The organism is Bradyrhizobium aeschynomenes, from assembly GCF_013178945.1.
Lineage (GTDB): Bacteria > Pseudomonadota > Alphaproteobacteria > Rhizobiales > Xanthobacteraceae > Bradyrhizobium > Bradyrhizobium aeschynomenes.
Genome location: NZ_JABFDM010000004.1, coordinates 206,613 through 227,572, shown reverse-complemented (window position 1 = coordinate 227,572; position 20,960 = coordinate 206,613). Strand labels below are relative to the sequence as shown.

Below are 20,960 nucleotides of genomic sequence, written 5' to 3'. Positions count from 1 at the left end.
ACCATGGCCCAGATCGCCGCGATCGAGACCGGCCTCTACCGCATCCCGCTCAGCGTCACGCTGACCGACAGCACGCATGGCGAGATGACGGCATTCGAGCTGATCACCTGCAAGGTGCGCGATGCCGAGGGCGCCGAGGGCACAGGCTACACCTACACGGTGGGCCGCAACGGCCATGCCGTTGCCGACATCTGCAGGCGCGAGATCCCTGATCTCGTCGTTGGTCACGAGGCCGACGCAACCGAAGCGATCTGGCACCGGGTGTGGTGGGGCCTGCACTATGGCGGGCGCGGCGGCCCGGTCGTGCTGGCGCTGTCGGCGCTCGACATCGCGCTGTGGGACCTCAAGGCGCGTCGGGCCAAGCTGCCGCTGTTCCGCCTGCTCGGCGGCTTCGATATCAGCGTGCCCTGCTATGCCGGCGGCATCGACCTCGATCTCTCCGTCGACGCGCTGCTCAAGCAGACAGACGACAATCTCGCCAAGGGTTTTCGGGCCATCAAGATGAAGGTCGGCCGGCCCGCGCTTTCCGCCGACGTCGCGCGCGTGCGCGCGATGCGGCAGCATCTCGGCGACGGCTTTCCGCTGATGGCCGACGCCAACATGAAGTGGACGGTCGAGGAGGCGATCCGCGCCGCCCGCGCTTTGCTGCCGTTCGATCTCACCTGGCTCGAGGAGCCGACCATTCCGGACGACATCGCCGGTCATGCCCGCATCCTCGGCGCCGGCGGCGTGCCGATCGCGGCGGGCGAAAATCTACGCTCGCTGTGGGACTTCAAGAACTACATCGCCGCCGGCGCGGTGTCCTATCCGGAGCCCGACGTGACAAATTGTGGCGGCGTCACCGCGTTCATGAAGATCGCGCGGCTGGCCGAGGCGTTCAACCTGCCGGTGACCAGCCACGGCGCGCACGACATCACCGTGCACCTGCTCGCGGCGTGTCCTAACCGCTCTTTCCTGGAAGCCCACGGCTTCGGCCTCGACCGCTACATCGCCGATCCGCTCGTGCTCGACGACGGCATGGCGCTCGCGCCGACGAGGCCGGGGCATGGGATCGCGTTCGACTGGAAGGGGCTGGCGAAGCTCGCGGGGTGATGCCGCGCGCGATTCGCCGCTCTCTCGCCCAGGGGAGGAGCCTATCACGCCTTCGCGGAGGGGCGGCTCGCGACGTCGTCGTACCATCGCTCGAGATGGCGCAACTGAGCGCGCAGGTCGAGCTTCGCCCGCGCCGCAAAATCGGTGGCCACCAGAGCGCTGATATCGGCGATCGTGAAGTCGGATCCGCAGACGTAGGCATGATCCGCCAGTCGCGCGTCGAGCCATGCGAAGAAATGCGTGGCGCGCCGGCGGCCCCGCTCGGCGAGTGCCGGAATCTGGTCGAGCGGCAGCGGTCCGGGCAGCGCGCGATGCTCCAGCCCTGGCGCGCTGTTGCGAAACGCTTCCTGGATCGCAACGATGCCATCCCACTCGATCCGCCGCACCCAGCATTCGATCAACGCCCGCTCTTCCGCGTCTCGACCCATCAGGGACGGCGCGGGATGCAGCTCCTCGATGTAGCGGCAGATGGCGATGACGTCGGTGATCCCTGCGCCGCTGTCGAGCTGCAGAACCGGGACGGTGCATTGCGGATTGAGCGCGCGAAATTCCGGTTGAAACTGCTCGCCGGCACGCAGGTCGAGCTGAACGGTAGGAATTTTGACGCCCTTCTCGCTGAGGAAGATGCGCACGCGGCGCGGGCTTGGCGCAGTCGCGGAATCGTACAGCTTCATCGGCAATCTCTTTGCATGATCTGGCTGGGAGGTGCGCAACAGGGGCGGGACGGCGCGACTACTCCGCGCCGAAAATGTCGTCCTGATCCATCCGCACCGCGCGCAGAGCGCGCGTCCGGCGCCACTCCTCCTGCTGGACCGAGGTGGCGTAGGTGATCAGCAGCGAGCGGCGGCGCGCGCCGCTGCCGTTGCGGGTCGCACCGTGCAGCACGTTGACGTCGAACAGCAGGATGTCGCCGGCCTCGCCGGTCGTGACGAACGGGGCAGCCTGCGCATCATCCGTGTCTTGGCGATGCGTGCCCGGCGCCACCTGCGTCGCGCCATTGGCGGGGCCGAACGGATCGAGAAAGGCCAGCGCCGAGACCGCGTCGGTGCGCGTGCGCTCGATGCTGTCGCGATGCAGCGGCTGCTGGCCGCCATCGCGCAGCGGCTCGCGGCCTTCGACCTGGCCGAGAAAGAACGGCGCCTTCAGGATGTGATGCACGGCCGCGAGCATCACCGGCAGGCGGCAGACGCGCTGCACGGTGGCATCGAGATCGACCATGGCGTGGCGCCAGTCGCGACCGCGCGGCACCGGCCATTGCTCGGATGGCAGCGTGCCGGCCTCGAACGCATCGCGCAGCGGCGCAAGCCAGTCCGCCGGGATGGCACCGCGCAACAGCAGATAGCCGTCCGCATCGAGGCGGCGTGCCTCCGCATCCGGAAGCTGGCCGACGCCGACACGCGTGAGGGCTGCAGACATGGTGAGCTCGCACATTGAGGGGTCGTGGTTCGCCGCGTCATGGTCGACGATCCGGCGCGCCTCGGCAAGCTCGCTTGCGCCCGTCGGTGGCGCTTCGCGCCGTCGCATTCATCCGGCCGTGACGTCCATCGCTGCAGACGACGCTGAGGCGATGGGCCGCAGTGCGGAACGGCCGGATCGCCGACGCCGGTTCACCGTTCGTTAACCCTCTCGACCTACCTCTCGTTAGCAACACTCTGCAACGATCCGACAAACGGGGTAAACGAGCGATCCGAGCTCCTTGGAAGCACACATGGTAGCCATCCAAAGCACCAACCAGATCTCGCCCGCCAATGAGCGCGTCTATCGCCAGAGCAACCTGCTGGGCGAGTGGAAGGGCAGTTGGACCGCCAACGGCCAGGCCGTGAGCTTCAAGGTCGTCAACATCAGAGGCGCCGCCGCCACGGTGGAGTACACCCACAACGGCCGCACCGAGCGCGGCATCGGCGAGGTCAACGGCTCGACCATCGACTTCGGCGCGGTCACGCTCGGCACCAAGAACGGCAAGAACGCGGTGCTGCTGTTCTCGGCCGGCGGCGGCAAGGCCACCGCAATGCTCGAAAAGCAGGCCCCGCCCGCCAATGAGAGCAATCTCGTCGGCAGCTGGGCCGGCTACAACGGCGAAAACGGCCAGAGCGCGAGCTTTCGCGTGCTCTCCGTCAACGGCAAGGAGGCCCAGGTCAGCGTGACGACCAACGGCGTCACGCGACAGGGCACCGGGATCGTCTACAACAACGTCATCATGTTCGGTCAGTCGCAGATCTCGACGACCGACGGCAAGAGCGGCAAGGTCATCTTCCAGGTCGGCAACAAGTCCTACCTCGTTCCGGTGGACAAGCTGCCCAAGACGGCCTGAGCTCAGATTCTCGAAGTTCAGACGCTCGAAGTTCAGACTCCCGCCATCATCACATATTTGATCTCGAGATATTCCTCGATGCCGTGATGTGAGCCCTCGCGCCCGAGGCCGCTCTCCTTGACGCCGCCGAACGGTGCGACCTCGGTGGTGATCAGGCCGGTGTTGACGCCGACCATGCCGGATTCGAGCGCCTCCGCCACGCGCCAGACGCGGCCGAGGTCGCGGGCGTAGAAGTAGGACGCCAGACCGAACGGCGACGCGTTGCACATCGCGATGACGTCGGCCTCGTCCTTGAAACGAATGACGGGAGCCAGCGGGCCGAACGTCTCCTCATGCGCGACCAGCGCGTCGGCTTTCACGTCCCGCAGCACGGTCGGCTCGAAGAAGGTGCGGCCGAGCGCATGACGCTTGCCGCCGGTGACGATCGTCGCACCGCCCTTGACCGCATCAGCGATGTGGCGCTCGACCTTCTCGACCGCCTCCGCATTGATCAGCGGGCCCTGGGTGACGCCGGCTTCCGTGCCCTCGCCGATCTTCATGGCCGAGACCTTGGCGGCGAGCTTCTCGACGAAGGCGTCGTAGATGCCATCCTGCGCATAGAGGCGATTGGCGCAGACGCAGGTCTGGCCCATGTTGCGATATTTGGAGACGATCGCGCCCTCGACGGCCGCATCGACGTCGGCATCGTCGAACACCACGAAGGGCGCGTTGCCGCCGAGCTCGAGGCCGAGCTTCTTCACCGTGCCGGCCGACTGGCGATACAGGATCTTGCCGACCTCGGTGGAGCCGGTGAAGCCCACGAAGCGCACCGAGGGATGCTCGCACAGCACTTTTCCAATCGGCGGCGCGTCGCCGGTGACGATGTTGAGCGCACCCGCGGGGATGCCGGCGCGCTCGGCCAGCACGGCAAGCGCCAGCGCCGACAGCGGCGTCTCGTTGGCCGGCTTGAGCACCACGGTGCAGCCGGCGGCGAGCGCCGGCGACACCTTGCGGGTGATCATCGAGTTCGGGAAGTTCCACGGCGTGATCGCGCCGCAGACGCCGATCGGCTGCTTCAGCGCCAGCAGGCGCGCATCGGGCTTCTGCGTCGGAATGGTCTCGCCATAGACGCGGCGCGCCTCCTCGGCGAAGAACTCGATATAGGCGGCGCCGATGTCGACCTCGCCCAGCGCCTCGGTCAGCGGCTTGCCCTGCTCGGAGGTCAGGATCAGCGCGAGATCCTCGCGGTTCGCAATGATCAGCTCGAACCATTTGCGTAAGGTATTGGAGCGCTGCTTGGCGGTCAGCCTGGCCCACAGCGGAAAGGCGCGTGAGGCGGCCTCGACGGCGCGCGTAGCCTCGGCAGCGCCGAGCTGCGCAACCTTCGCAATCGCCACGCCGGTGGCGGGATTGACGACCGGGAACTCCGGCGTGCCGACCCAGCCGCCATCGATATAGCTCTGCTCACGCAGCAGCGACGGATCCTTCAGGCGGTCGCGCAGGCTGAGGGTGGCGTCGGACGCGCGGGCGGCGGCGGGCGGTGTCATTGGGCATCTCCTCGAAGCGGTCGGTATCTCGCTCCGAATATAGCCCCCGCACGGCGCAGGCGCACGGTGTGTGCGCCTCACGAACGGTACATTCGACCGGGCCAACCGTGCCCTGACAGCACCAAATGCGGTGACGGGACCCGTATCCGCTCAGCGCGGTCTCAGGCTGCGCCGCTCATGTAGGTCTCGCGACGGCCGATCATACGCTCGGCCGCGGCCTTGGCGTCGGCCTTGGTCGAGGTCGCGCACGTCCTGTATTCGAGGTCCGGCAAGGTGGCGGGATCGCGGCGCCCGAACCAGGATTTCTGCCCGACCGGGAGCAGCGCCAGCGCCTGCGCCACATTGTCGACCGCACCGAACGCATACAGCGCCCCCGTGGCGGCGACGCGCACTTCATAGATCCCCGGGGTGATCGGTGCCTCGATATTGTCACCACGACCCGGGCGGGGATACCGCTTCCACTCGCTCCACTTCGAAATCATATCGCCCCCACTGGCGGAATTTGCCGCCATAGCCATACCGTCGGCTCGAAAAAGCCGGTTGTTGAACCCTTTAATGCAAAAATGGTTGCAACTCACAACAGTCCGAGGCCCGTGGTGGGAACATGGCGCCCATGTGACGGACTCGCGGCTCGATGGAACTAATCATGATTCTCTGAGGATTTTGAAGCGCTGTGGCGTCGCGGCCCCGGTTCTCCCGCCTCGTCTTCGTTCGCGCCGCATCATCACGAGATCGCGACCAGATGCGTCGGCGAGGGTTCTTGCCGCTCCGATCTTGGCAGGGAACAATCCCGTACCGTCAACAAGAACGGAACGGAGGAGACCATGCAGAACAAGACCGACATCGATGGCGTGCTACGACAGAAGGCGGAGGCCAAGGAGATTCCGGGCGTCGTCGCCATCGCAGCTGACAGCAACGGCATCATCTACGAAGGCGCCTTCGGCAAGCGCGATCTCGGCCGCGACGATCCGATGACCACCGACAGCGTGTTCTGGATCGCCTCGATGACCAAGGCGATCACCTGCGCCGCCGGCATGCAGCTGGTCGAGCAGGGCCGGCTGTCGCTGGATGCGCCGATCGGGCAGGTGCTGCCGGATCTCGCGGCGCCCAAGGTGCTCGACGGCTTCGATGCCAATGGCGAGCCTATCCTGCGGCCGGCGAAGACCGCGATCACGCTGCGCCATCTGATGACCCACACCGCGGGCTTCTGCTACGACATGTGGAACGGCGACATGGCGACCTACGTGCAGAAGGCCGGCACGCCCGGCATCATCACCTGCAAGAACGACGCGCTGAAATTGCCGCTCGCGTCCGATCCCGGCACGCGCTGGGAATATGGCATCAACATCGATTTCGTCGGCAAGGCGGTTGAGGCCGCGAGCGGTCAGACGCTCGATGCGTATTTGCGCGACCATCTGTTCGCACCGCTCGGCATGGACGATACCGGCTTCAGGCTCGGGCCGTCGCAACGCGAACGCCTGGTCGGCATGCATGCGCGCGGCGAGGACGGCACGCTGGCGCCGATCCCGTTCGAGATCGAGCAGGAGCCGGAATTCCACATGGGTGGCGGCGGCCTCTACGGAACGGCGGGCGACTACATCCGCTTCACGCGGATGATCCTCAACAACGGCCGGGGCAACGGCAACCAGGTGCTCAAGCCCGAGACGGTCGCGGCTATGCGCGACAATCACATCGGCGAGCTGGAGATGACGAAGATGGCCGCGGCCGTGCCCGGCGTGACCAACGACGTCGATCTCTATCCCGACATCGTCAAGAAATGGGGCCTCAGCTTCATGATCACGACGTCGCAGACAGCGGAGGGACGCAGCGCCGGCAGCCTCGCCTGGGCAGGCCTTGCCAACACCTACTACTGGATCGATCCGGCCCGCGACGTCACCGGCGTGATCCTGATGCAGCTGTTGCCGTTCGCAGACCGGCTGTGCCTGGAGACGTTCGCGGGCTTCGAGCGCGGGGTGTATGCCGGGCTGGATGCTGCCGGCGGCAAGAAGGCGGCATGAACAGCCGAGAGCGTGGAGCGGCGGGTGATCGCGGAGCTCACTGCGTTCCAGGCCTTCGGCAACACGAACTAATCAGCTACCAAACGCGCGGGATGTGCGCGTGGAGCGAGCTGTAACCCCCACCCGGATCGCATCTGACGATGCGATCCGACCTCTCCCCCTCAGGCGGGGAGAGGTGGGAGCCACTGACCAAGCCGCATCCGCGAGTCTGGCGCCGATGTCAGTCAGACCTTCAGCCCGTTCTGCGCCGCCAGCTCCTTCAGCGACACCTGCGGCCGGGCGCCGATGTGCTGGATCACCTCGGCGGCGGCGAGGCCACCGAGCTTGCCGGCCATCTCGTAACCGGACTTGCGCACCAGCCCGAACAGGAAGCCCGCGGCAAACAGGTCGCCGGCGCCGGTCGTATCCACCAGCGTCTCGATCGGATGCGCCGGCACCGCGATCACGCCGTCGTTCGACACCACGACGCAGCCCTTGTCGCTGCGGGTGACGATGCCGAGCGTGGCATCCTCGCGCAGCTGGTTCAGCGCGCCGTCGAAATCTGAGGTCTGGTACAACGAATGCAACTCAGCCTCGTTGGCGAACACCAGATCGACGGTGCCGCCGCGCATCAGCTCGAGGAATTCGTCGCGATAGCGGTCGACGCAGAACGAGTCCGACAGGGTCAGCGCGACTTCGCGGCCGGCATCGTGCGCGATCGTCGCGGCCTTCACGAACGCATCTTTGGCGTCCTTCGGATCCCACAGATAGCCTTCGAGATAGATGATGCGGGCGGCTGCAATCTGAGCGGGATCGATGTCGGCCGCCGTGAGGTTCTGCGCGGCACCGAGATAGGTATTCATCGTGCGCTCGCCATCCGGCGTCACCAGGATGTAGGAGCAGCCGGTGGCCGGCCCATCGGTCGCGGCCGCCGTGTCGAAGGCGACGCCGGCGGCGCGGATGTCATGCGAATACATCCGGCCGATCTGATCGTCCTTGACCTTGCCCACATAAGCCGCGCGCGCGCCGAGGCTGGCGAGGCCGACGATGGTGTTGGCTGCCGAGCCGCCCGACATCTCGGTCGCCGGTCCCATGTCACGGTAAATCGCCGCCGCGCGGGCCTCGTCGATCAAGGCCATGCCGCCCTTGGTCATGCCGTGCCTGGCGAGAAAGGCTTCATCGGCCTGCACCAACACGTCGAAAATCGCGTTGCCGATGCCGAGAACATCGTATTTCGCGTCAGTCATCCACTGGCCCCGTTTACGGCGTTTGCAAACGCTGCGGCCTATCACAAGCAGCGCTGCTATAGAAGCCTCATGATCCGATCATTCGTGACCGTGTTGTCAGGAACACTCACCTCACGCCTGCTCGGCTTCGGCAGGGACGCGCTGATGGCCGCGCTGCTGGGCGCCGGACCGGTTGCGGACGCGTTTCTCGCGGCGTTTCAGCTCGTCAACGTCGCCAGGCGATTGCTGACGGAAGGCGCACTCAACGCCGCGCTGGTGCCGGCGTGGTTGCGAATATACCAGCAGGCGGGATCGACGCAGGCGGCAGCTTTTGCCGGCCGCGTGCTCGGCACCGTCAGCGCCTGCCTGCTCGCAGCCACGATCGCGCTGGCACTGCTGATGCCGATCGCGATGATGGTGCTCGCGCCGGGCTTTGCCGGTGACGAGACGCTCACCCTTGCGGTGAACGACGCCCGGCTGATGCTGCCCTATCTGGCCTTCGCCGGTCCCTCGACGGTGCTGCTCGCGCTTTCCAGTGCCCGCGGCCGCTTCGCGCTGGCCGCGTTCGCGCCGCTGCTGTTCAACGTTGCGCTGATCGCCGTGACGATCGTGCTGCTAACGCAACATGCGGATCCCTCCCGGGCCGCGCTGCTGCTCGCCGCCACGATCGGCATCGCCGGTCTGCTGCAGCTCGCGATGCTGGCGCAGCGCGGCGGCAGGAGCAACGTCGCCTCGCCGGTGCGCGTCTCGCTCGATGCCGAGATGCGCGGCTTCTTCGCCAAGGCGCTGCCCGGCATGGTGGCGAGCGCGGCGCCGCAGCTGCTGGTGATCGGCGGCGCGATCATCGCGTCGACCACGCCCTCGGCCGTGTCATGGCTCTATTTCGCCAACCGCCTGATCGAGCTGCCGCTCGGCCTGGTCGGCGTGGCGACGGGCACGGTGCTGGTGCCGGAGCTGACGCGCGCGCTGCAGGCCGGCAACAAGGAGGCGCTGTCGCGCGTGCAATCGCGCGGCGTGGAGCTGACGATGGGCCTCGCACTGCCCGCGACGCTCGGACTGATGATCCTGAACGAGCCGATCGTTCGTTTGCTGTTCGAACACGGCGCGTTCGGCTCGCAGGATGCCGCCGCGACAGCACGGGTCTTGACCTGGCTCGCCGCCGCGCTGCCGGCGCAGGTCCTGACCAAGGCGCTGCAGCCGGCCTTCTTCGCACGCGAGGACACACAGACGCCGCTGCGCGCGACGCTGATCGGATGCGGCACGGCGATCGCGCTGGCGTTCCTGCTCGGCCAGATCTTTGCGGTCAGCGGCATCGCCGCCGGACTCGCGCTCGGCGCCTGGGCCAACGCCGCCGTGCTGCTCCGGCGCGGCAGCACGCGCTTCGGCTTCGATCTCCAGCCGGCATCACGGCGCCGGCTGCCGCGGATCGCACTCGCCGCAGCCATCATGGCCGCAGTGCTCTGGATCGCGGCGGCCCATGCCGGCGAGGCGGACGGCGGCCATCATCTTGGAGCCGCGCTCCTGCTCACCGCCCTGATCGGCGGCGCGGCCATCCTGTACGCGACGCTCCTGGCCGCCCTCGGCGTCGTCAGCTTGCGCGAGACGATGCTCGCGATCCGGCAGCGGCCCGCCCGCGACCTGCCCGCTGGCGACTTGCACCTTTGAGGCGCCCGTGCCAAACGACGCAGCAAATCCATCATCTGGAACAGCGACCATGGCCTTCGTGGAACGGGTTTTCTCGGGCGTCCAGCCGACCGGCAACCTGCATCTCGGCAACTATCTCGGCGCGATCGTCAACTTCGTGAAGATGCAGGAGACGCACAACTGCATCTATTGCGTCGTCGACATGCACGCCATCACGATGCCGATCGACGTCTGGGGCGGTCCGGCCGAGCTCGCGCGCAACACCCGCGAGGTGACCGCAGCCTTCATCGCAGCCGGAATCGATCCGAAGAAGCATATCGTGTTCAACCAGAGCCAGGTCTCGGGACATGCCGAGCTCGCCTGGATCTTCAACTGCGTTGCGCGCATCGGCTGGCTGAACCGCATGACGCAGTTCAAGGAGAAGGCCGGCAAGGATCGTGAGAATGCGTCGGTCGGTCTCTACGACTATCCGGTGCTGATGGCTGCCGACATCCTGCTCTATCGCGCCACCCATGTTCCGGTCGGCGAGGACCAGAAGCAGCATCTCGAGCTCTCGCGCGACATCGCGCAGAAGTTCAACAATGATTTCGGCGACGCGATCCGAGCCCAGGGTTTTGGCGACGGCCTGTTCTTCCCGCTGCCGGAACCGTTCATCACCGGGCCCGCGACGCGCGTGATGTCCTTGCGCGACGGCACGAAGAAGATGTCGAAGTCCGATGCCTCGGACTACTCGCGCATCAACCTGACCGACGATGCCGATACGATCGCGCAGAAGGTCCGCAAGGCCAAGACCGATCCGGAGCCGCTGCCCAGCGAGGAGAAGGGATTGGACACCCGCCCCGAGGCCGACAACCTCGTCGGCATCTACGCGGCGCTGTCAGACCGCAGCAAGGCCGACGTGCTCAGGGATTTCGGCGGCGGCCAGTTCTCCAGCTTCAAGAACGCGCTGGTCGAGCTGTGCGTCACCAAGCTCGGCCCGATCGCGGCCGAGATGAAGCGGCTGACGGCGGACCCGGGCTATGTGGATTCCGTGCTCGTCGATGGCGGCGAGCGGGCCCAGACCATCGCGGCCGAGACGATGAAGACCGCGAAGGACATCGTTGGATTCATCCGCAAGCCCTGAACGGAGCTGCAAGCCGCAAATCCCGCCGCTACGGAACCGACGCCCCTCTCCCCAACGGAGACGGGCTGTGGCAGCATCGCGGCCGGATCGACTCGCAGCAACAGGCGGGAACGAGGATGGCGGCGCAGCGGCAGAGCTACCAGACCGGCCATGCGCCGAAATGCCTGGTCGTCGTCGACGACAGCGCGGAATGGGACCGCGCCATTCGCTATGCGGGGCGTTGGGCCATGCGCGCCGGCGGCCGGATCGTGACGCTGCACATCATCGAGACCGAGGACCAGAACCAGCAATGGCTGGGGGTCGCCGACCTGATGCGGGCCGAAGCGCAGGACGAGGCCAATGCCGCGCTCGACCAGGCGGCAGCGCTGCTGTCCGCCATCGGCGCAGCCGCGCCGGAACGGGTGATCCGCGAGGGCGAGCCGACGGCCCAGATCCTGGCCACCATCGAGCACGACAGCGACATCGCGCTGCTGGTGCTGGCAGCCAACTCCGGCGTCGACGGCCCGGGACCGCTGGTCACCCATGTCACCAAGACCATCGGCGCGTTCCCGATCCCCCTGGTGATCGTGCCCGGCGACCTCAAGGACCCCGATATCGACGCGCTTTCATAGGCTTAAGGACGAAATCCACGCGCTGTCCCCTTGATCGTGCGCGTCTCCTTGCCATCTGCTATGACAACGTCACAGGCCGGCCTTGAACCGGCGCTGCCGGAGAAAACCATGTTCATCCAGACTGAAGCCACCCCCAATCCCGCCACCTTGAAGTTCATTCCGGGCCGCGTCGTGCTGCCGGCCGGAACGATGGAATTTTCGAGCCGGGACGCCGCCGCCCGCTCCCCGCTCGCCGAGCGCCTGTTCGGCGTCGACGGCGTCACCGGCGTGTTCTACGGCGCCGATTTCATCACGGTGACCAAGAGCGACGGCGAATGGCAGCATTTGAAGCCGGCCATCCTCGGCGCGATCATGGAGCACTACATGTCCGGCGCGCCGCTGCTCGCCGACGGCAGCGCCGCCAATGACGAGTCCGCCGACGAGGACGACGAGTTCTATGACGAGGCCGACACCGAGACCGTCGGCATGATCAAGGACCTGATCGAGAGCCGCGTCCGCCCCGCCGTCGCCAATGATGGCGGCGACATCACCTTCCGCGGCTTCAAGGACGGCATCGTCTATCTCAACATGAAGGGTGCCTGCTCCGGCTGCCCGTCATCCACGGCGACTTTGCAGCACGGCATCCAGAACCTCTTGAAGCACTTCGTGCCCGAGGTCGTCGAAGTCCGTCCGATGTGAAACGGGGCGAGTGGCGAGCAGATTCAAACGCTGCTCCCTATTCGCCCATTCGCCTCCTACCTGCCTTGCCAATGGAAGCGGCCGCTTGTGGCGCATGCGCTCCGACATCTCGACGCGCTGCTCGCCGACCGCTTGCGCCGTCGATGACACATACTCATTCTCATTGACGCTCTGTAGCGCCCTGTTGGTCGCATCGACCTGAGCCATCGCATCGCGCGATACCGCGCGGGCTCGCCAGAACGACATGGGACGCCCTCTGCTCCTGACGCTGGGAGCCGCGCGGGCGCCTGGGCACGGCGCATCGGCCGCGAAATGCGGGGGACAATTCCCACAGGCCCGGAAAGATTTGCTCAAATAGCTGCTAGTTCAGTAGTTTAGCTTTTCGTCGGTTGAGCCTTGATGCGTTTTTTCGGGTCAGGATGTAAGAAGGCGTCAACTGACTTTATCAAGGTACCACAATCGGTATTGGGCGCCCCTTTCAAACGCGAATCTGACGGATGCTGATACTCGCCATCGATACCGCCCTCGACCATTGCGCCGCCGCCGTCCTGGACACTGATTCGGCCGCGATGCGCGCCCAGGACACGCTGCCCATGAAGCGCGGCCACGCGGAGGCGCTGATGCCGCTGCTGGCGCGCGTCATGCAGCAATCCGGTGTCGGCTTTTCCGACCTCGACCGGATCGCCGTGACGACCGGCCCCGGTAGTTTCACGGGACTGCGCGTCGGACTCTCCGCCGCGCGCGGCATTGCTTTGGCAGCCCACAAGCCGGTGGTCGGCGTCACCACGCTCTCTGCCTACGCAGCGCCCATTGTCAGCGAGGACCGCGCAGGCCCGGTGATCTCCGCGATCGATGCCCGGCACGACCATGTCTACTATCAAGTCGTGAGCGGCAGCGGCGAAGAGCTGGTCGCACCGCAAGTGGGGGCGATCGACGACGTGCTGGCCGCTGCACGCTTCGGTGCCCCTCATCTCGTCGGCAACGCCGCGGCGATCCTGGCCGGACGGTGGCCCGGCAATGGGGCCGCGCCGGTCGCGGTCGACACCGAGGCCGGCCCCGACATCACGTGGGTCGCCTGGCTCGGGGCGGCGGCGGACCCCGCCCACGCGCCGGCGCGGCCGTTCTACCTGCGCGCGCCCGACGTCAAGCCGCCCGCAAGCGCGCCGCTCGAACCGGTGCGGACGGCCGCTTCGTAATGAACATGTTCTTCCGGTGGCTTGGCCGCGCCAAACCCTCCATCGACACCGCCTCGCTGCGGGACGCCCCCCGTCTGGCCCAGATTCACGCCGCCTCGTTTCATCGCGGCTGGGGCGAAGGCGAATTCGAGACGATGCTGGCCGAGCGCAACACGATGATCCATCGCCTGCGGCTCGGGCGGAAGCTGATCGGCTTCATCGTCTCGCGGATCGGCGCGGACGAGGCAGAAATTTTATCGGTCGCCCTTGACCCAAATCAGCGCGGACGAGGGCTTTCTCGTGATCTGCTGCTGCAGCATCTCGGGCATCTTGCAGGCCGCGGGGTCCGGACGGTGTTTCTCGAGGTCGAGGAAAACAACCAGCCGGCCCGCCGACTCTACGAACGCGCCGGATTTGCGACCGTCGGTCGACGGGAACGTTATTACCTTCAGCCCGGCGGGGAACAGCTGAATGCGCTTCTGATGCGCCGGGACTTGTCGTAACCTGCGCTTGGTGGCAGAAAGCGCATCCTTGAGGCGAGACACGATGACCTCCTTGAAACCAACGCCAGCGCTCAACTCCACCGGCATCGAGGCCCGTTGCGCCGCCACCGGCATGCGGATGACCGAGCAACGCCGGGTCATTGCCCGTGTGCTCGCCGAAGCCTGCGACCATCCCGACGTCGAAGAGCTGTACCGGCGCTGCGTCGCCGTCGACGACAAGATCTCGATCTCGACGGTCTACCGCACCGTGAAGCTGTTCGAAGACGCCGGCATCATCGAGCGTCACGACTTCCGCGAGGGCCGTGCCCGCTACGAGCAGATGCGCGACAGCCATCACGATCATCTGATCAACCTGCGGGACGGCAAGGTGATCGAGTTCACCTCCGAGGAAATCGAGAAGCTGCAGGCGGAGATCGCGCGCCGGCTCGGCTACAAGCTCGTCGATCATCGGCTCGAGCTCTATTGCGTACCGCTCGACGAAGAGACGAATGGCTGACGTCACGCCGGCTTCCAACCTCGATCTGGTCATTTTCGATTGCGATGGCGTGCTGGTCGACAGTGAGGTGATCTCCTGTCAGGCCCACGCCGACGTTCTCACGTCGTGTGGCTATCCGATCACGGCCGATCAGGTGTTCGATCGCTTCTTGGGACGCTCGTCCAAGCAGGCGACATTCGAAGTCGAGGCCGAGCTCGGCCGCAGCCTTCCCGAAGATTTCAACGCCAGGCTGCAGGACCAGCTGTTCCGCGCCTTCGAGCAGGATCTGCGCGCCGTGGACGGCATCGGCCAAGCGCTCGACGGCATCGACGTGCCGGTCTGCGTCGCCTCCTCCGGCTCCCACCAGCGCATGCGCGTGAGCCTCGGCGCGACCAGGCTCTATGATCGCCTTGCTCCGCACATCTTCTCGTCCTCCCAGGTCGAGAACGGTAAGCCCGCCCCGGACCTGTTCCTGTTCGCGGCGGCCCAGATGAAGGCGCGGCCCGCGGCCTGCGTGGTGGTCGAGGACAGCCTCGCCGGGATCCGGGGCGCGCTGGCCGCTGGCATGGCCGTGCTCGGGTTTCACGGCGGCAGCCATTGCCGTCCCGGCTATGCCGACAGTCTGCGGGCGGCCGGCGCAACGCTGGTTTTCGACGACATGCGGCAATTGCCACTCATTCTCAGCAGGCTCGGCGAGAAAACCGTCCCCCTCGCTGGATTTTCGGCCGTCTAGCCTATATCTGAGCCCCGCGCCGAAATTGGCGTGCCCCCGACCGCATGCAAGGGTTCATGACGCCGCCGCGCAAGCTGCACATCAAGTCCTATGGCTGCCAGATGAACGTCTACGATGCCCAGCGCATGGTGGACACGCTGGGGGCTGAGGGCTTCGTCGAGACCGCCGATGCCGGCGACGCCGACCTCGTGATCCTCAACACCTGCCATATCCGCGAGAAGGCCTCCGAAAAGGTCTATTCGGAGCTCGGGCGTCTCAGGGTGGCCAAGGAGGAGGCTGCAAAGTCGGGGCGCGCGATGCAGATCGCCGTGGCCGGTTGCGTGGCCCAGGCCGAGGGCGCCGAAATCATCGCGCGCGCGCCGACGGTCGACGTCGTGGTCGGGCCGCAAAGCTATCATCATCTGCCGGAGCTGCTGGCACGCGCTGACCGGGGCGAACCGGCGATCGACACTGAATTCCCGGCGGAGGACAAGTTCGGCCTGCTGCCCAGGCCGAGCCGCGAGGCCATCCGCGCCCGCGGCATCTCGGCCTTCGTGACCGTGCAGGAAGGCTGCGACAAGTTCTGCACCTTCTGCGTGGTGCCATATACCCGCGGCAGCGAGATGTCGCGCCCGGTGGCGCGGATCGTCGATGACGTCATTCAACTGACCGAGAACGGCGTCCGCGAGATCACGCTGATCGGCCAGAACGTCAACGCCTATCACGGTGAAGGTCCCGACGGCCGCGCCTGGACACTCGGGCGGTTGCTCCATCGCATCGCCGAGATTCCCGGCGTGGCGCGGATCCGCTACTCGACGAGCCATCCCAACGATGTCGACGACGACCTGATTGCGGCGCATCGCGACCTCAGATCGGTGATGCCGTTCGTGCACCTGCCGGTGCAGTCCGGTTCCGACCGGATCCTCGGCCTCATGAATCGGAAACATAACGCGTCCGACTATCGCAAAGTCGTCGACCGTTTTCGCGCGGCCCGCCAGGACATTGCATTCTCTTCGGACTTCATCGTCGGGTTCCCCGGCGAGACCGAGGAAGATTTTCGTGCCACCCTCGCGCTGATCGACCAAATCGGCTACGCTGCAGCCTATTCATTCAAGTATTCGCCGCGTCCGGGAACCCCGGCCGCGGACATGCAGGAGATGGTGTCAGCGACCGAGATGGACGAGCGATTGGAGCGCCTCCAGAGCTTGATCGACAGCCAGCAGGCGGCCTTCAACAGGGCTGCAATTGGCGCGGTTGTCGACGTGCTGTTCGAACGCGCGGCCCGCAAGCCTGGTCAATTGGTCGGACGGACCGCCTATCTGCAGCCGGCCCATGTGATGGCGTCCGACGACATCATCGGTCAGGTCCTCCCCGTGCGGATCGACAGCCTCGAGCGCTACAGCCTGCTCGGCGAACTCGTCACGACGACAACGGCTCCGATTCCGGACGCCGCCCTGCCCCTTGTGTCCATCGGAGGCTGAGCACTTGCCCAAGAGCGCATCGGATTCCTCTTCGCTCGCTCCCAGCCGCAAGTTCGACCGCGACATGTCCATGCCCCCCGAGACTCAGGTCGTCATCGATTTCGACGACAACCGCGCCGCTTCCGCCCTGGTCGGGCCCTACGGCCAGAACCTCGCTTTGCTCGAGCGCAGGCTCGGAGTCGTCGTCGACTCGCGCGGCAACCACATCACGATCGGCGGCTCGCGGGACGGCTGCGATGCCGCGCGCCGGGTGCTGGAGTCGCTGTATGCCCAGGCCGTCAAGGGACAGGATCTGGCGCAGGGCGATGTCGAAGGCGCAATTCGCGCCGTGGTCGCGCAGGGATCGCTGTTCGAGTTCGACGCCAAGGGCGCCAAGAGCGGGTTCGAAAGCATCAACCTGCGCAAGCGGCCGGTGCGCGCCCGCACGGCCGCGCAGGATTCCTACATCCGCGCGCTGAAGCGCCATGAGCTGGTGTTCGGCATCGGTCCGGCCGGTACCGGCAAGACCTGGCTCGCGGTCGCGCACGCCGCGCAGCTGTTCGAGCGCAAGGAAGTCGATCGCATCATCCTGTCGCGGCCTGCCGTCGAAGCCGGTGAGCGGCTCGGCTTCCTGCCCGGCGACCTGCGCGAAAAGGTCGATCCATATTTGCGCCCGATCTACGACGCGCTCTACGATCTGATGGATGCGCGCGTGGTCGAGCGCGCGCTGCAGGCCGGCGAGATCGAGATCGCGCCGCTCGCCTTCATGCGCGGGCGTACCTTGACCAATGCCGCGATCATCCTCGACGAGGCGCAGAACACGACATCGATGCAGATGAAGATGTTCCTCACGCGTCTCGGCGAAAACAGTCGCATGATCATCACCGGCGATCCCTCGCAGGTCGACCTGCCCAACGGCCAGACGTCGGGCCTCGCGGAAGCTGCGCGGCTGCTCGACGGCGTCGAAGGGATCGCGCAGGTGAGGTTCACCGGCGAGGACGTCATTCGCCACGAGCTGGTCGCGCGCATCGTTGCAGCCTATGAAGGCCCGAAGGCCCGCTGACCTCAGAGCAAGCACGCCGATCGGCGTGTGATGTCAGCGCCATCCGCACAGAACTCGATCAGGATGCCACAAAGTCCCATTCCAACCACCGAGGTGATCGTCGCAGCCGAGTGCTGGCAGGACCAGCCTGACGCCGAGGACGTCATACATCGCGCCATCATCGCCGCAGCGGAGACGGTGGACGCCGACGTCGGCGAGGCCGAGGTCGCAGTGATGCTGACGGACGATGCCGGCATCCGCACCCTGAACAACAATTGGCGCGGCATCGACAAGCCGACCAACGTATTGTCGTTTCCGGCGCTGCAGCCGACCGGACCGCGGAGCGATGACGATGCGCCGCGGATGCTCGGCGACATCGCGATCGCCTATGAGACGATGCGGCGCGAGGCCGACGAGGAGCAGAAGCCGTTCGACCAGCATCTCAGCCATCTCACGGTGCACGGTTTCCTGCACCTGATCGGCTATGATCACGAGACCGACGACGAGGCCGAGGAGATGGAGGCGCTGGAGCGCGAGATCCTGGCCCATCTCGGCATCCCCGATCCCTACGCCGACCGGGAACGGACGAATTGACCATGGCCGATTCCGAGCCCATCCACGACAACCCGCGCAACACGCGCAATCTTCCGGCCGTGGTGCCGCCCTCCGAGCTCGGTCGCTCGCCGAGCGAAAACTGGCTGCTGCGCGCGCTGCGCAATTTGTTCGGCTGGAAGGGCGGCGGCTCGGTGCGCGACGACCTACAGGTCGTGCTCGATGCCTCGACGCCCGACGACATCGGCTTCTCCGCAGTCGAGCGCACGCTCCTGCGCAACATCCTCGATCTGCATGAGCGTCGCATCGCCGACGTGATGGTGCATCGTGCCGACATCGTCGCGGTCCGGCGCGACATCACGCTCGGCGAGCTGATGAGCCTGTTCGAGAGCGCGTCGCATTCGCGCCTCGTCGTGTACAACGACACGCTCGACGACCCCGAAGGCATGGTGCACATCCGCGATCTGCTCGCCTACACCACCGCGCAGGCGCGGGTTCCGGATGACGTGAAGGCGCGGCGCAAGAAGCCGCTGCCGGCCGGTCTCGATCTCAAGGCCGTCGACCTGTCGATGCCGCTGTTCGAGGCCAACATCATCCGCAAGCTGCTCTACGTGCCGCCGTCGATGCGGGCGATCGACCTCTTGGCCCAGATGCAGGCTTCGCGCATCCATCTGGCGCTGGTCGTCGACGAATATGGCGGCACCGACGGGCTGGTCTCGATCGAGGACATCGTCGAGCAGATCGTCGGCGAGATCGACGACGAACACGACAGCGACGAGCCGCCGGCGATCATGCGCCAGGCCGACAACGCCTTCATCGCCGATGCCCGCGCGAGCCTCGACGACGTCCGCCGCGTGATCGGCGAGGAGTTCGTCACCGGCGAAGCCGGCGAAGGCGTGGAGACGCTGGGCGGCTATCTCGTCAACCATGTCGGCCGGCTGCCGGTACGCGGCGAGTTGATCTCCGGCCCCGGAAATTTCGAGGTCGAGGTGCTCGACGCCGACCCGCGCCGCGTCAAGCGCCTGCGGATCGCGCCGCGCAAGGAGCGGCCCGTGCCAAGGCCGCCACGCGAGAGCCGGCGCCGCGAGGCCGCACCGGAAGTGACTGCGCCGGACCCGGGCGCACCGGTTGAGCCGCCGCGGCCGGCAGAGGCCGGCCCGGTGCCGAATGGTGACGGCAGCAGCCCAGCACGAGGCGGCGACGGAGCGAACTCACAGTGATCCGTCCCTCGATGATCCGCGGCCTCGCCCTTGGCGTCGTGCTGGCCTGGGGCTGGAAGCGCGCCGGCATCGCGATCGCCGCCGGCGCCCTCTCCGCACTGGCGATGGCGCCATTCAACGCCTGGCCCGTGCTTGCACTCACCTTTCCGGTCCTGGTCTGGCTGATCGACGGCGCGGCGGCGGGGCGGCGGCGCGGCATCCCGGCTGCGGCCCTCACCGGATTCTGCTTCGGCATGGGCTATTTCGTGCCGGGCCTGTACTGGATCGGCAACGCGTTCCTGGTCGATGCGCAGACCTTCGCTTGGCTGATGCCGTTCGCCGTCCTCGGCCTGCCGGCCTATCTGGCGCTGTTCCCGGCACTGGGCTTTGCCGTGGCCCGGCTGATCTGGACGCGCGACTCGACCCGCATCCTCGCGCTGGCAGTCTGCCTGACCGCAAGCGAATGGCTGCGCGGCCACGCGCTGACCGGCTTTCCCTGGAACAGCTTCGGCTATGCGCTGTCGCAGCCGCTGGCCCTGGCGCAATCCACCTCGCTCATCGGCCTCTGGGGCATGACGTTCCTGACGGTCGCGATCTTTGCCAGCCCCGCCGTGCTGATCGACGGCAAGACCTGGCGAGCGCGCTTGCGGGTGCCGGCCGCAGCCGCCGCTCTCCTCGTCCTGATGGGCGTGTTCGGCGCCATCCGGCTCGGCCTGAACCCGACCGCCTTCGTTCCCGACTTCAGGCTGCGGATCATGCAGCCCAACCTGCAGCAGGACGTCAAATTCAACTACGGCGCCAAGGCCGAGGTGATGCGGCGCTATCTGGCGCTGTCGGACCGCGCCGCGGGGCCGAAGGCGACCGGCGTACGCGACACCAACGTCCTGATCTGGCCGGAATCGGCGTTTCCCTTCTTCCTGACCCGTGAGGCGGACGCGATGGGGCAGATCGCCGATCTGCTGTCGCCGGGCACGGTGCTGATCACCGGTTCGGTCCGCGCCCCGGACGGGCCCCGCAACACGCCGATCACCCGGGCCTACAATTCGATCTATGTGATCGATCACGACGGCACCGTGCTCTCGGTTTACGACAAGCTCCATCTGGTGCCGTTCGGCGAGTTCCTCCCGTTCCAGAACCTGCTGGAGCGGATCGGCCTGGAGCAGCTGACGCGGGTGCAGGGCGGCTTCATTGCAGGCACGGTGCGACACAACCTGGACGTGCCACACGCACCGCGTGTTCTTCCTTTGATCTGCTACGAAGCGATCTTTCCGAGCGACGGCGTGCCCCACGAGGAGCGTCCAGGTTGGATCGTCAACCTGACCAATGATGGCTGGTTCGGTATCTCGACCGGTCCTCATCAGCATCTGCAGCAGGCGCAGTGGCGCGCTATCGAACAGGGCCTTCCATTAGTTCGATCAGCGAACACAGGGATCTCCGCGGTGATCGATCCTGTCGGCCGCATCACGTCGCAACTATCTCTCGGCGCCGAAGGCGTGCTCGATTCCGCGCTGCCTCTTGCACTGCAGCCCACAGTTTACGCGCGATTAGGCGACATTCCGGCCGCAATCCTGTTAGTGCTCGCCCTGAGCACTGTCGTTCGCAGACGTGTTGCTCAAAAGCTTCCCTGACGACAG

21 protein-coding genes are annotated in these 20,960 nt (G+C 66.4%); 16 read left to right on the top strand and 5 right to left on the bottom strand.

All coding sequences use genetic code 11. The features are described from left to right. Positions 1 to 3 precede the first annotated feature (3 nt). Positions 4 to 1,092, top strand: coding sequence for a mandelate racemase/muconate lactonizing enzyme family protein (locus HL666_RS14015; RefSeq protein WP_172181966.1), 1,089 nt, complete (start codon positions 4 to 6; stop codon positions 1,090 to 1,092). Positions 1,093 to 1,136: 44 nt separating this feature from the next. On the opposite strand, the gene HL666_RS14010 is transcribed toward HL666_RS14015, so the two are convergent. Further along, complete coding sequence (locus HL666_RS14010; protein ID WP_172113513.1) at positions 1,137 to 1,766, bottom strand: glutathione S-transferase family protein; 630 nt, start codon at positions 1,764 to 1,766, stop codon at positions 1,137 to 1,139. 58 nt (positions 1,767 to 1,824) lie between these two features. Further along, entirely contained in the window at positions 1,825 to 2,508 is a 684-nt protein-coding gene (locus HL666_RS14005; RefSeq protein WP_172181964.1) for a phytanoyl-CoA dioxygenase family protein, read from the bottom strand. Positions 2,509 to 2,800: 292 nt separating this feature from the next. Here HL666_RS14005 and HL666_RS14000 point away from each other — a divergent pair, with 292 nt between their 5' ends. Further along, the gene (locus HL666_RS14000) at positions 2,801 to 3,403 is read left to right on the top strand and encodes a hypothetical protein (RefSeq protein WP_172113515.1); all 603 of its coding nucleotides are present in this window, start codon (positions 2,801 to 2,803) and stop codon (positions 3,401 to 3,403) included. Between the two features lie 32 nt (positions 3,404 to 3,435). On the opposite strand, the gene HL666_RS13995 is transcribed toward HL666_RS14000, so the two are convergent. Both HL666_RS13995 and HL666_RS13990 read right to left on the bottom strand, forming a co-directional pair. Further along, on the bottom strand, positions 3,436 to 4,929 hold the full coding sequence (locus HL666_RS13995; RefSeq protein WP_172181962.1) for an NAD-dependent succinate-semialdehyde dehydrogenase: 1,494 nt from the start codon (positions 4,927 to 4,929) through the stop codon (positions 3,436 to 3,438). A 161-nt stretch (positions 4,930 to 5,090) separates the two neighbouring features. Beyond that, entirely contained in the window at positions 5,091 to 5,411 is a 321-nt protein-coding gene (locus HL666_RS13990) for a hypothetical protein (RefSeq protein WP_172113517.1), read from the bottom strand. 342 nt (positions 5,412 to 5,753) lie between these two features. On the opposite strand from HL666_RS13990, the gene HL666_RS13985 reads away from it, so the two are divergent. Further along, positions 5,754 to 6,947, top strand: a complete 1,194-nt coding sequence (locus HL666_RS13985; RefSeq protein WP_172132516.1) for a serine hydrolase domain-containing protein — start codon at positions 5,754 to 5,756, stop codon at positions 6,945 to 6,947. 224 nt (positions 6,948 to 7,171) lie between these two features. Here the strand turns inward: HL666_RS13985 and HL666_RS13980 are convergent, their stop codons facing one another. Continuing rightward, positions 7,172 to 8,173, bottom strand: a complete 1,002-nt coding sequence (locus HL666_RS13980) for an adenosine kinase (protein ID WP_172113519.1) — start codon at positions 8,171 to 8,173, stop codon at positions 7,172 to 7,174. A gap of 69 nt (positions 8,174 to 8,242) precedes the next feature. On the opposite strand from HL666_RS13980, the gene murJ reads away from it, so the two are divergent. The 13 genes from murJ (at position 8,243) to lnt (ending at position 20,954) form a co-directional block, all read left to right on the top strand. Further along, complete coding sequence (gene murJ, locus HL666_RS13975) at positions 8,243 to 9,817, top strand: murein biosynthesis integral membrane protein MurJ (RefSeq protein ID WP_172181961.1); 1,575 nt, start codon at positions 8,243 to 8,245, stop codon at positions 9,815 to 9,817. A gap of 49 nt (positions 9,818 to 9,866) precedes the next feature. After that, on the top strand, positions 9,867 to 10,919 hold the full coding sequence (trpS, locus tag HL666_RS13970; protein ID WP_172113521.1) for a tryptophan--tRNA ligase: 1,053 nt from the start codon (positions 9,867 to 9,869) through the stop codon (positions 10,917 to 10,919). A gap of 116 nt (positions 10,920 to 11,035) precedes the next feature. Then, the gene (locus HL666_RS13965) at positions 11,036 to 11,530 is read left to right on the top strand and encodes a universal stress protein (RefSeq protein WP_172181959.1); all 495 of its coding nucleotides are present in this window, start codon (positions 11,036 to 11,038) and stop codon (positions 11,528 to 11,530) included. A 108-nt stretch (positions 11,531 to 11,638) separates the two neighbouring features. After that, entirely contained in the window at positions 11,639 to 12,208 is a 570-nt protein-coding gene (locus HL666_RS13960) for a NifU family protein (protein ID WP_172113523.1), read from the top strand. Between the two features lie 497 nt (positions 12,209 to 12,705). Next, positions 12,706 to 13,404 (top strand): tRNA (adenosine(37)-N6)-threonylcarbamoyltransferase complex dimerization subunit type 1 TsaB, encoded by a 699-nt coding sequence (gene tsaB / locus HL666_RS13955; RefSeq protein WP_172181958.1) that lies wholly within the window; start codon positions 12,706 to 12,708, stop codon positions 13,402 to 13,404. Further along, complete coding sequence (gene rimI / locus HL666_RS13950) at positions 13,404 to 13,886, top strand: ribosomal protein S18-alanine N-acetyltransferase (protein ID WP_172113525.1); 483 nt, start codon at positions 13,404 to 13,406, stop codon at positions 13,884 to 13,886. Before tsaB ends, rimI begins: the two co-directional genes overlap by 1 nt. A 43-nt stretch (positions 13,887 to 13,929) precedes the next feature. Next, positions 13,930 to 14,382: a Fur family transcriptional regulator gene (locus HL666_RS13945; protein ID WP_172113526.1), complete on the top strand. Its 453-nt coding sequence runs from the start codon at positions 13,930 to 13,932 to the stop codon at positions 14,380 to 14,382. After that, positions 14,375 to 15,094: an HAD family hydrolase gene (locus tag HL666_RS13940; protein ID WP_172181956.1), complete on the top strand. Its 720-nt coding sequence runs from the start codon at positions 14,375 to 14,377 to the stop codon at positions 15,092 to 15,094. The genes HL666_RS13945 and HL666_RS13940 overlap by 8 nt, the downstream gene beginning before the upstream one ends. 56 nt (positions 15,095 to 15,150) lie before the next feature. Continuing rightward, positions 15,151 to 16,554 carry a tRNA (N6-isopentenyl adenosine(37)-C2)-methylthiotransferase MiaB gene (gene miaB / locus HL666_RS13935; RefSeq protein ID WP_172181955.1) on the top strand — a complete coding sequence of 468 codons (1,404 nt, stop codon included), beginning with the start codon at positions 15,151 to 15,153 and terminating at the stop codon, positions 16,552 to 16,554. Positions 16,555 to 16,558: 4 nt separating this feature from the next. Beyond that, positions 16,559 to 17,596, top strand: coding sequence for a PhoH family protein (locus HL666_RS13930; protein WP_172113529.1), 1,038 nt, complete (start codon positions 16,559 to 16,561; stop codon positions 17,594 to 17,596). A gap of 63 nt (positions 17,597 to 17,659) precedes the next feature. Next, positions 17,660 to 18,169, top strand: coding sequence for an rRNA maturation RNase YbeY (gene ybeY, locus HL666_RS13925; RefSeq protein ID WP_172113530.1), 510 nt, complete (start codon positions 17,660 to 17,662; stop codon positions 18,167 to 18,169). A 2-nt stretch (positions 18,170 to 18,171) separates the two neighbouring features. After that, the gene (locus tag HL666_RS13920; RefSeq protein ID WP_172113531.1) at positions 18,172 to 19,347 is read left to right on the top strand and encodes a hemolysin family protein; all 1,176 of its coding nucleotides are present in this window, start codon (positions 18,172 to 18,174) and stop codon (positions 19,345 to 19,347) included. 11 nt (positions 19,348 to 19,358) lie between these two features. Next, entirely contained in the window at positions 19,359 to 20,954 is a 1,596-nt protein-coding gene (lnt, locus tag HL666_RS13915; protein WP_172182300.1) for an apolipoprotein N-acyltransferase, read from the top strand. The last annotated feature ends 6 nt before the right edge of the window (positions 20,955 to 20,960 follow it).

Coding starts and splice junctions, on each gene's coding strand:
- HL666_RS13985 (WP_172132516.1), top strand. CDS start 5,754: ATGCAGAACAAGACCGACATCGATGGCGTGCTACGACAGAAGGCGGAG.
- HL666_RS14010 (WP_172113513.1), bottom strand. CDS start 1,766: ATGAAGCTGTACGATTCCGCGACTGCGCCAAGCCCGCGCCGCGTGCGC.
- HL666_RS13965 (WP_172181959.1), top strand. CDS start 11,036: ATGGCGGCGCAGCGGCAGAGCTACCAGACCGGCCATGCGCCGAAATGC.
- HL666_RS14005 (WP_172181964.1), bottom strand. CDS start 2,508: ATGTCTGCAGCCCTCACGCGTGTCGGCGTCGGCCAGCTTCCGGATGCG.
- trpS (WP_172113521.1), top strand. CDS start 9,867: ATGGCCTTCGTGGAACGGGTTTTCTCGGGCGTCCAGCCGACCGGCAAC.
- HL666_RS13940 (WP_172181956.1), top strand. CDS start 14,375: ATGGCTGACGTCACGCCGGCTTCCAACCTCGATCTGGTCATTTTCGAT.
- HL666_RS14015 (WP_172181966.1), top strand. CDS start 4: ATGGCCCAGATCGCCGCGATCGAGACCGGCCTCTACCGCATCCCGCTC.
- HL666_RS13960 (WP_172113523.1), top strand. CDS start 11,639: ATGTTCATCCAGACTGAAGCCACCCCCAATCCCGCCACCTTGAAGTTC.
- lnt (WP_172182300.1), top strand. CDS start 19,359: ATGATCCGCGGCCTCGCCCTTGGCGTCGTGCTGGCCTGGGGCTGGAAG.
- HL666_RS13995 (WP_172181962.1), bottom strand. CDS start 4,929: ATGACACCGCCCGCCGCCGCCCGCGCGTCCGACGCCACCCTCAGCCTG.
- rimI (WP_172113525.1), top strand. CDS start 13,404: ATGAACATGTTCTTCCGGTGGCTTGGCCGCGCCAAACCCTCCATCGAC.
- tsaB (WP_172181958.1), top strand. CDS start 12,706: ATGCTGATACTCGCCATCGATACCGCCCTCGACCATTGCGCCGCCGCC.
- miaB (WP_172181955.1), top strand. CDS start 15,151: ATGACGCCGCCGCGCAAGCTGCACATCAAGTCCTATGGCTGCCAGATG.
- HL666_RS13980 (WP_172113519.1), bottom strand. CDS start 8,173: ATGACTGACGCGAAATACGATGTTCTCGGCATCGGCAACGCGATTTTC.
- murJ (WP_172181961.1), top strand. CDS start 8,243: ATGATCCGATCATTCGTGACCGTGTTGTCAGGAACACTCACCTCACGC.
- ybeY (WP_172113530.1), top strand. CDS start 17,660: ATGCCACAAAGTCCCATTCCAACCACCGAGGTGATCGTCGCAGCCGAG.
- HL666_RS13990 (WP_172113517.1), bottom strand. CDS start 5,411: ATGATTTCGAAGTGGAGCGAGTGGAAGCGGTATCCCCGCCCGGGTCGT.
- HL666_RS13945 (WP_172113526.1), top strand. CDS start 13,930: ATGACCTCCTTGAAACCAACGCCAGCGCTCAACTCCACCGGCATCGAG.
- HL666_RS14000 (WP_172113515.1), top strand. CDS start 2,801: ATGGTAGCCATCCAAAGCACCAACCAGATCTCGCCCGCCAATGAGCGC.
- HL666_RS13920 (WP_172113531.1), top strand. CDS start 18,172: ATGGCCGATTCCGAGCCCATCCACGACAACCCGCGCAACACGCGCAAT.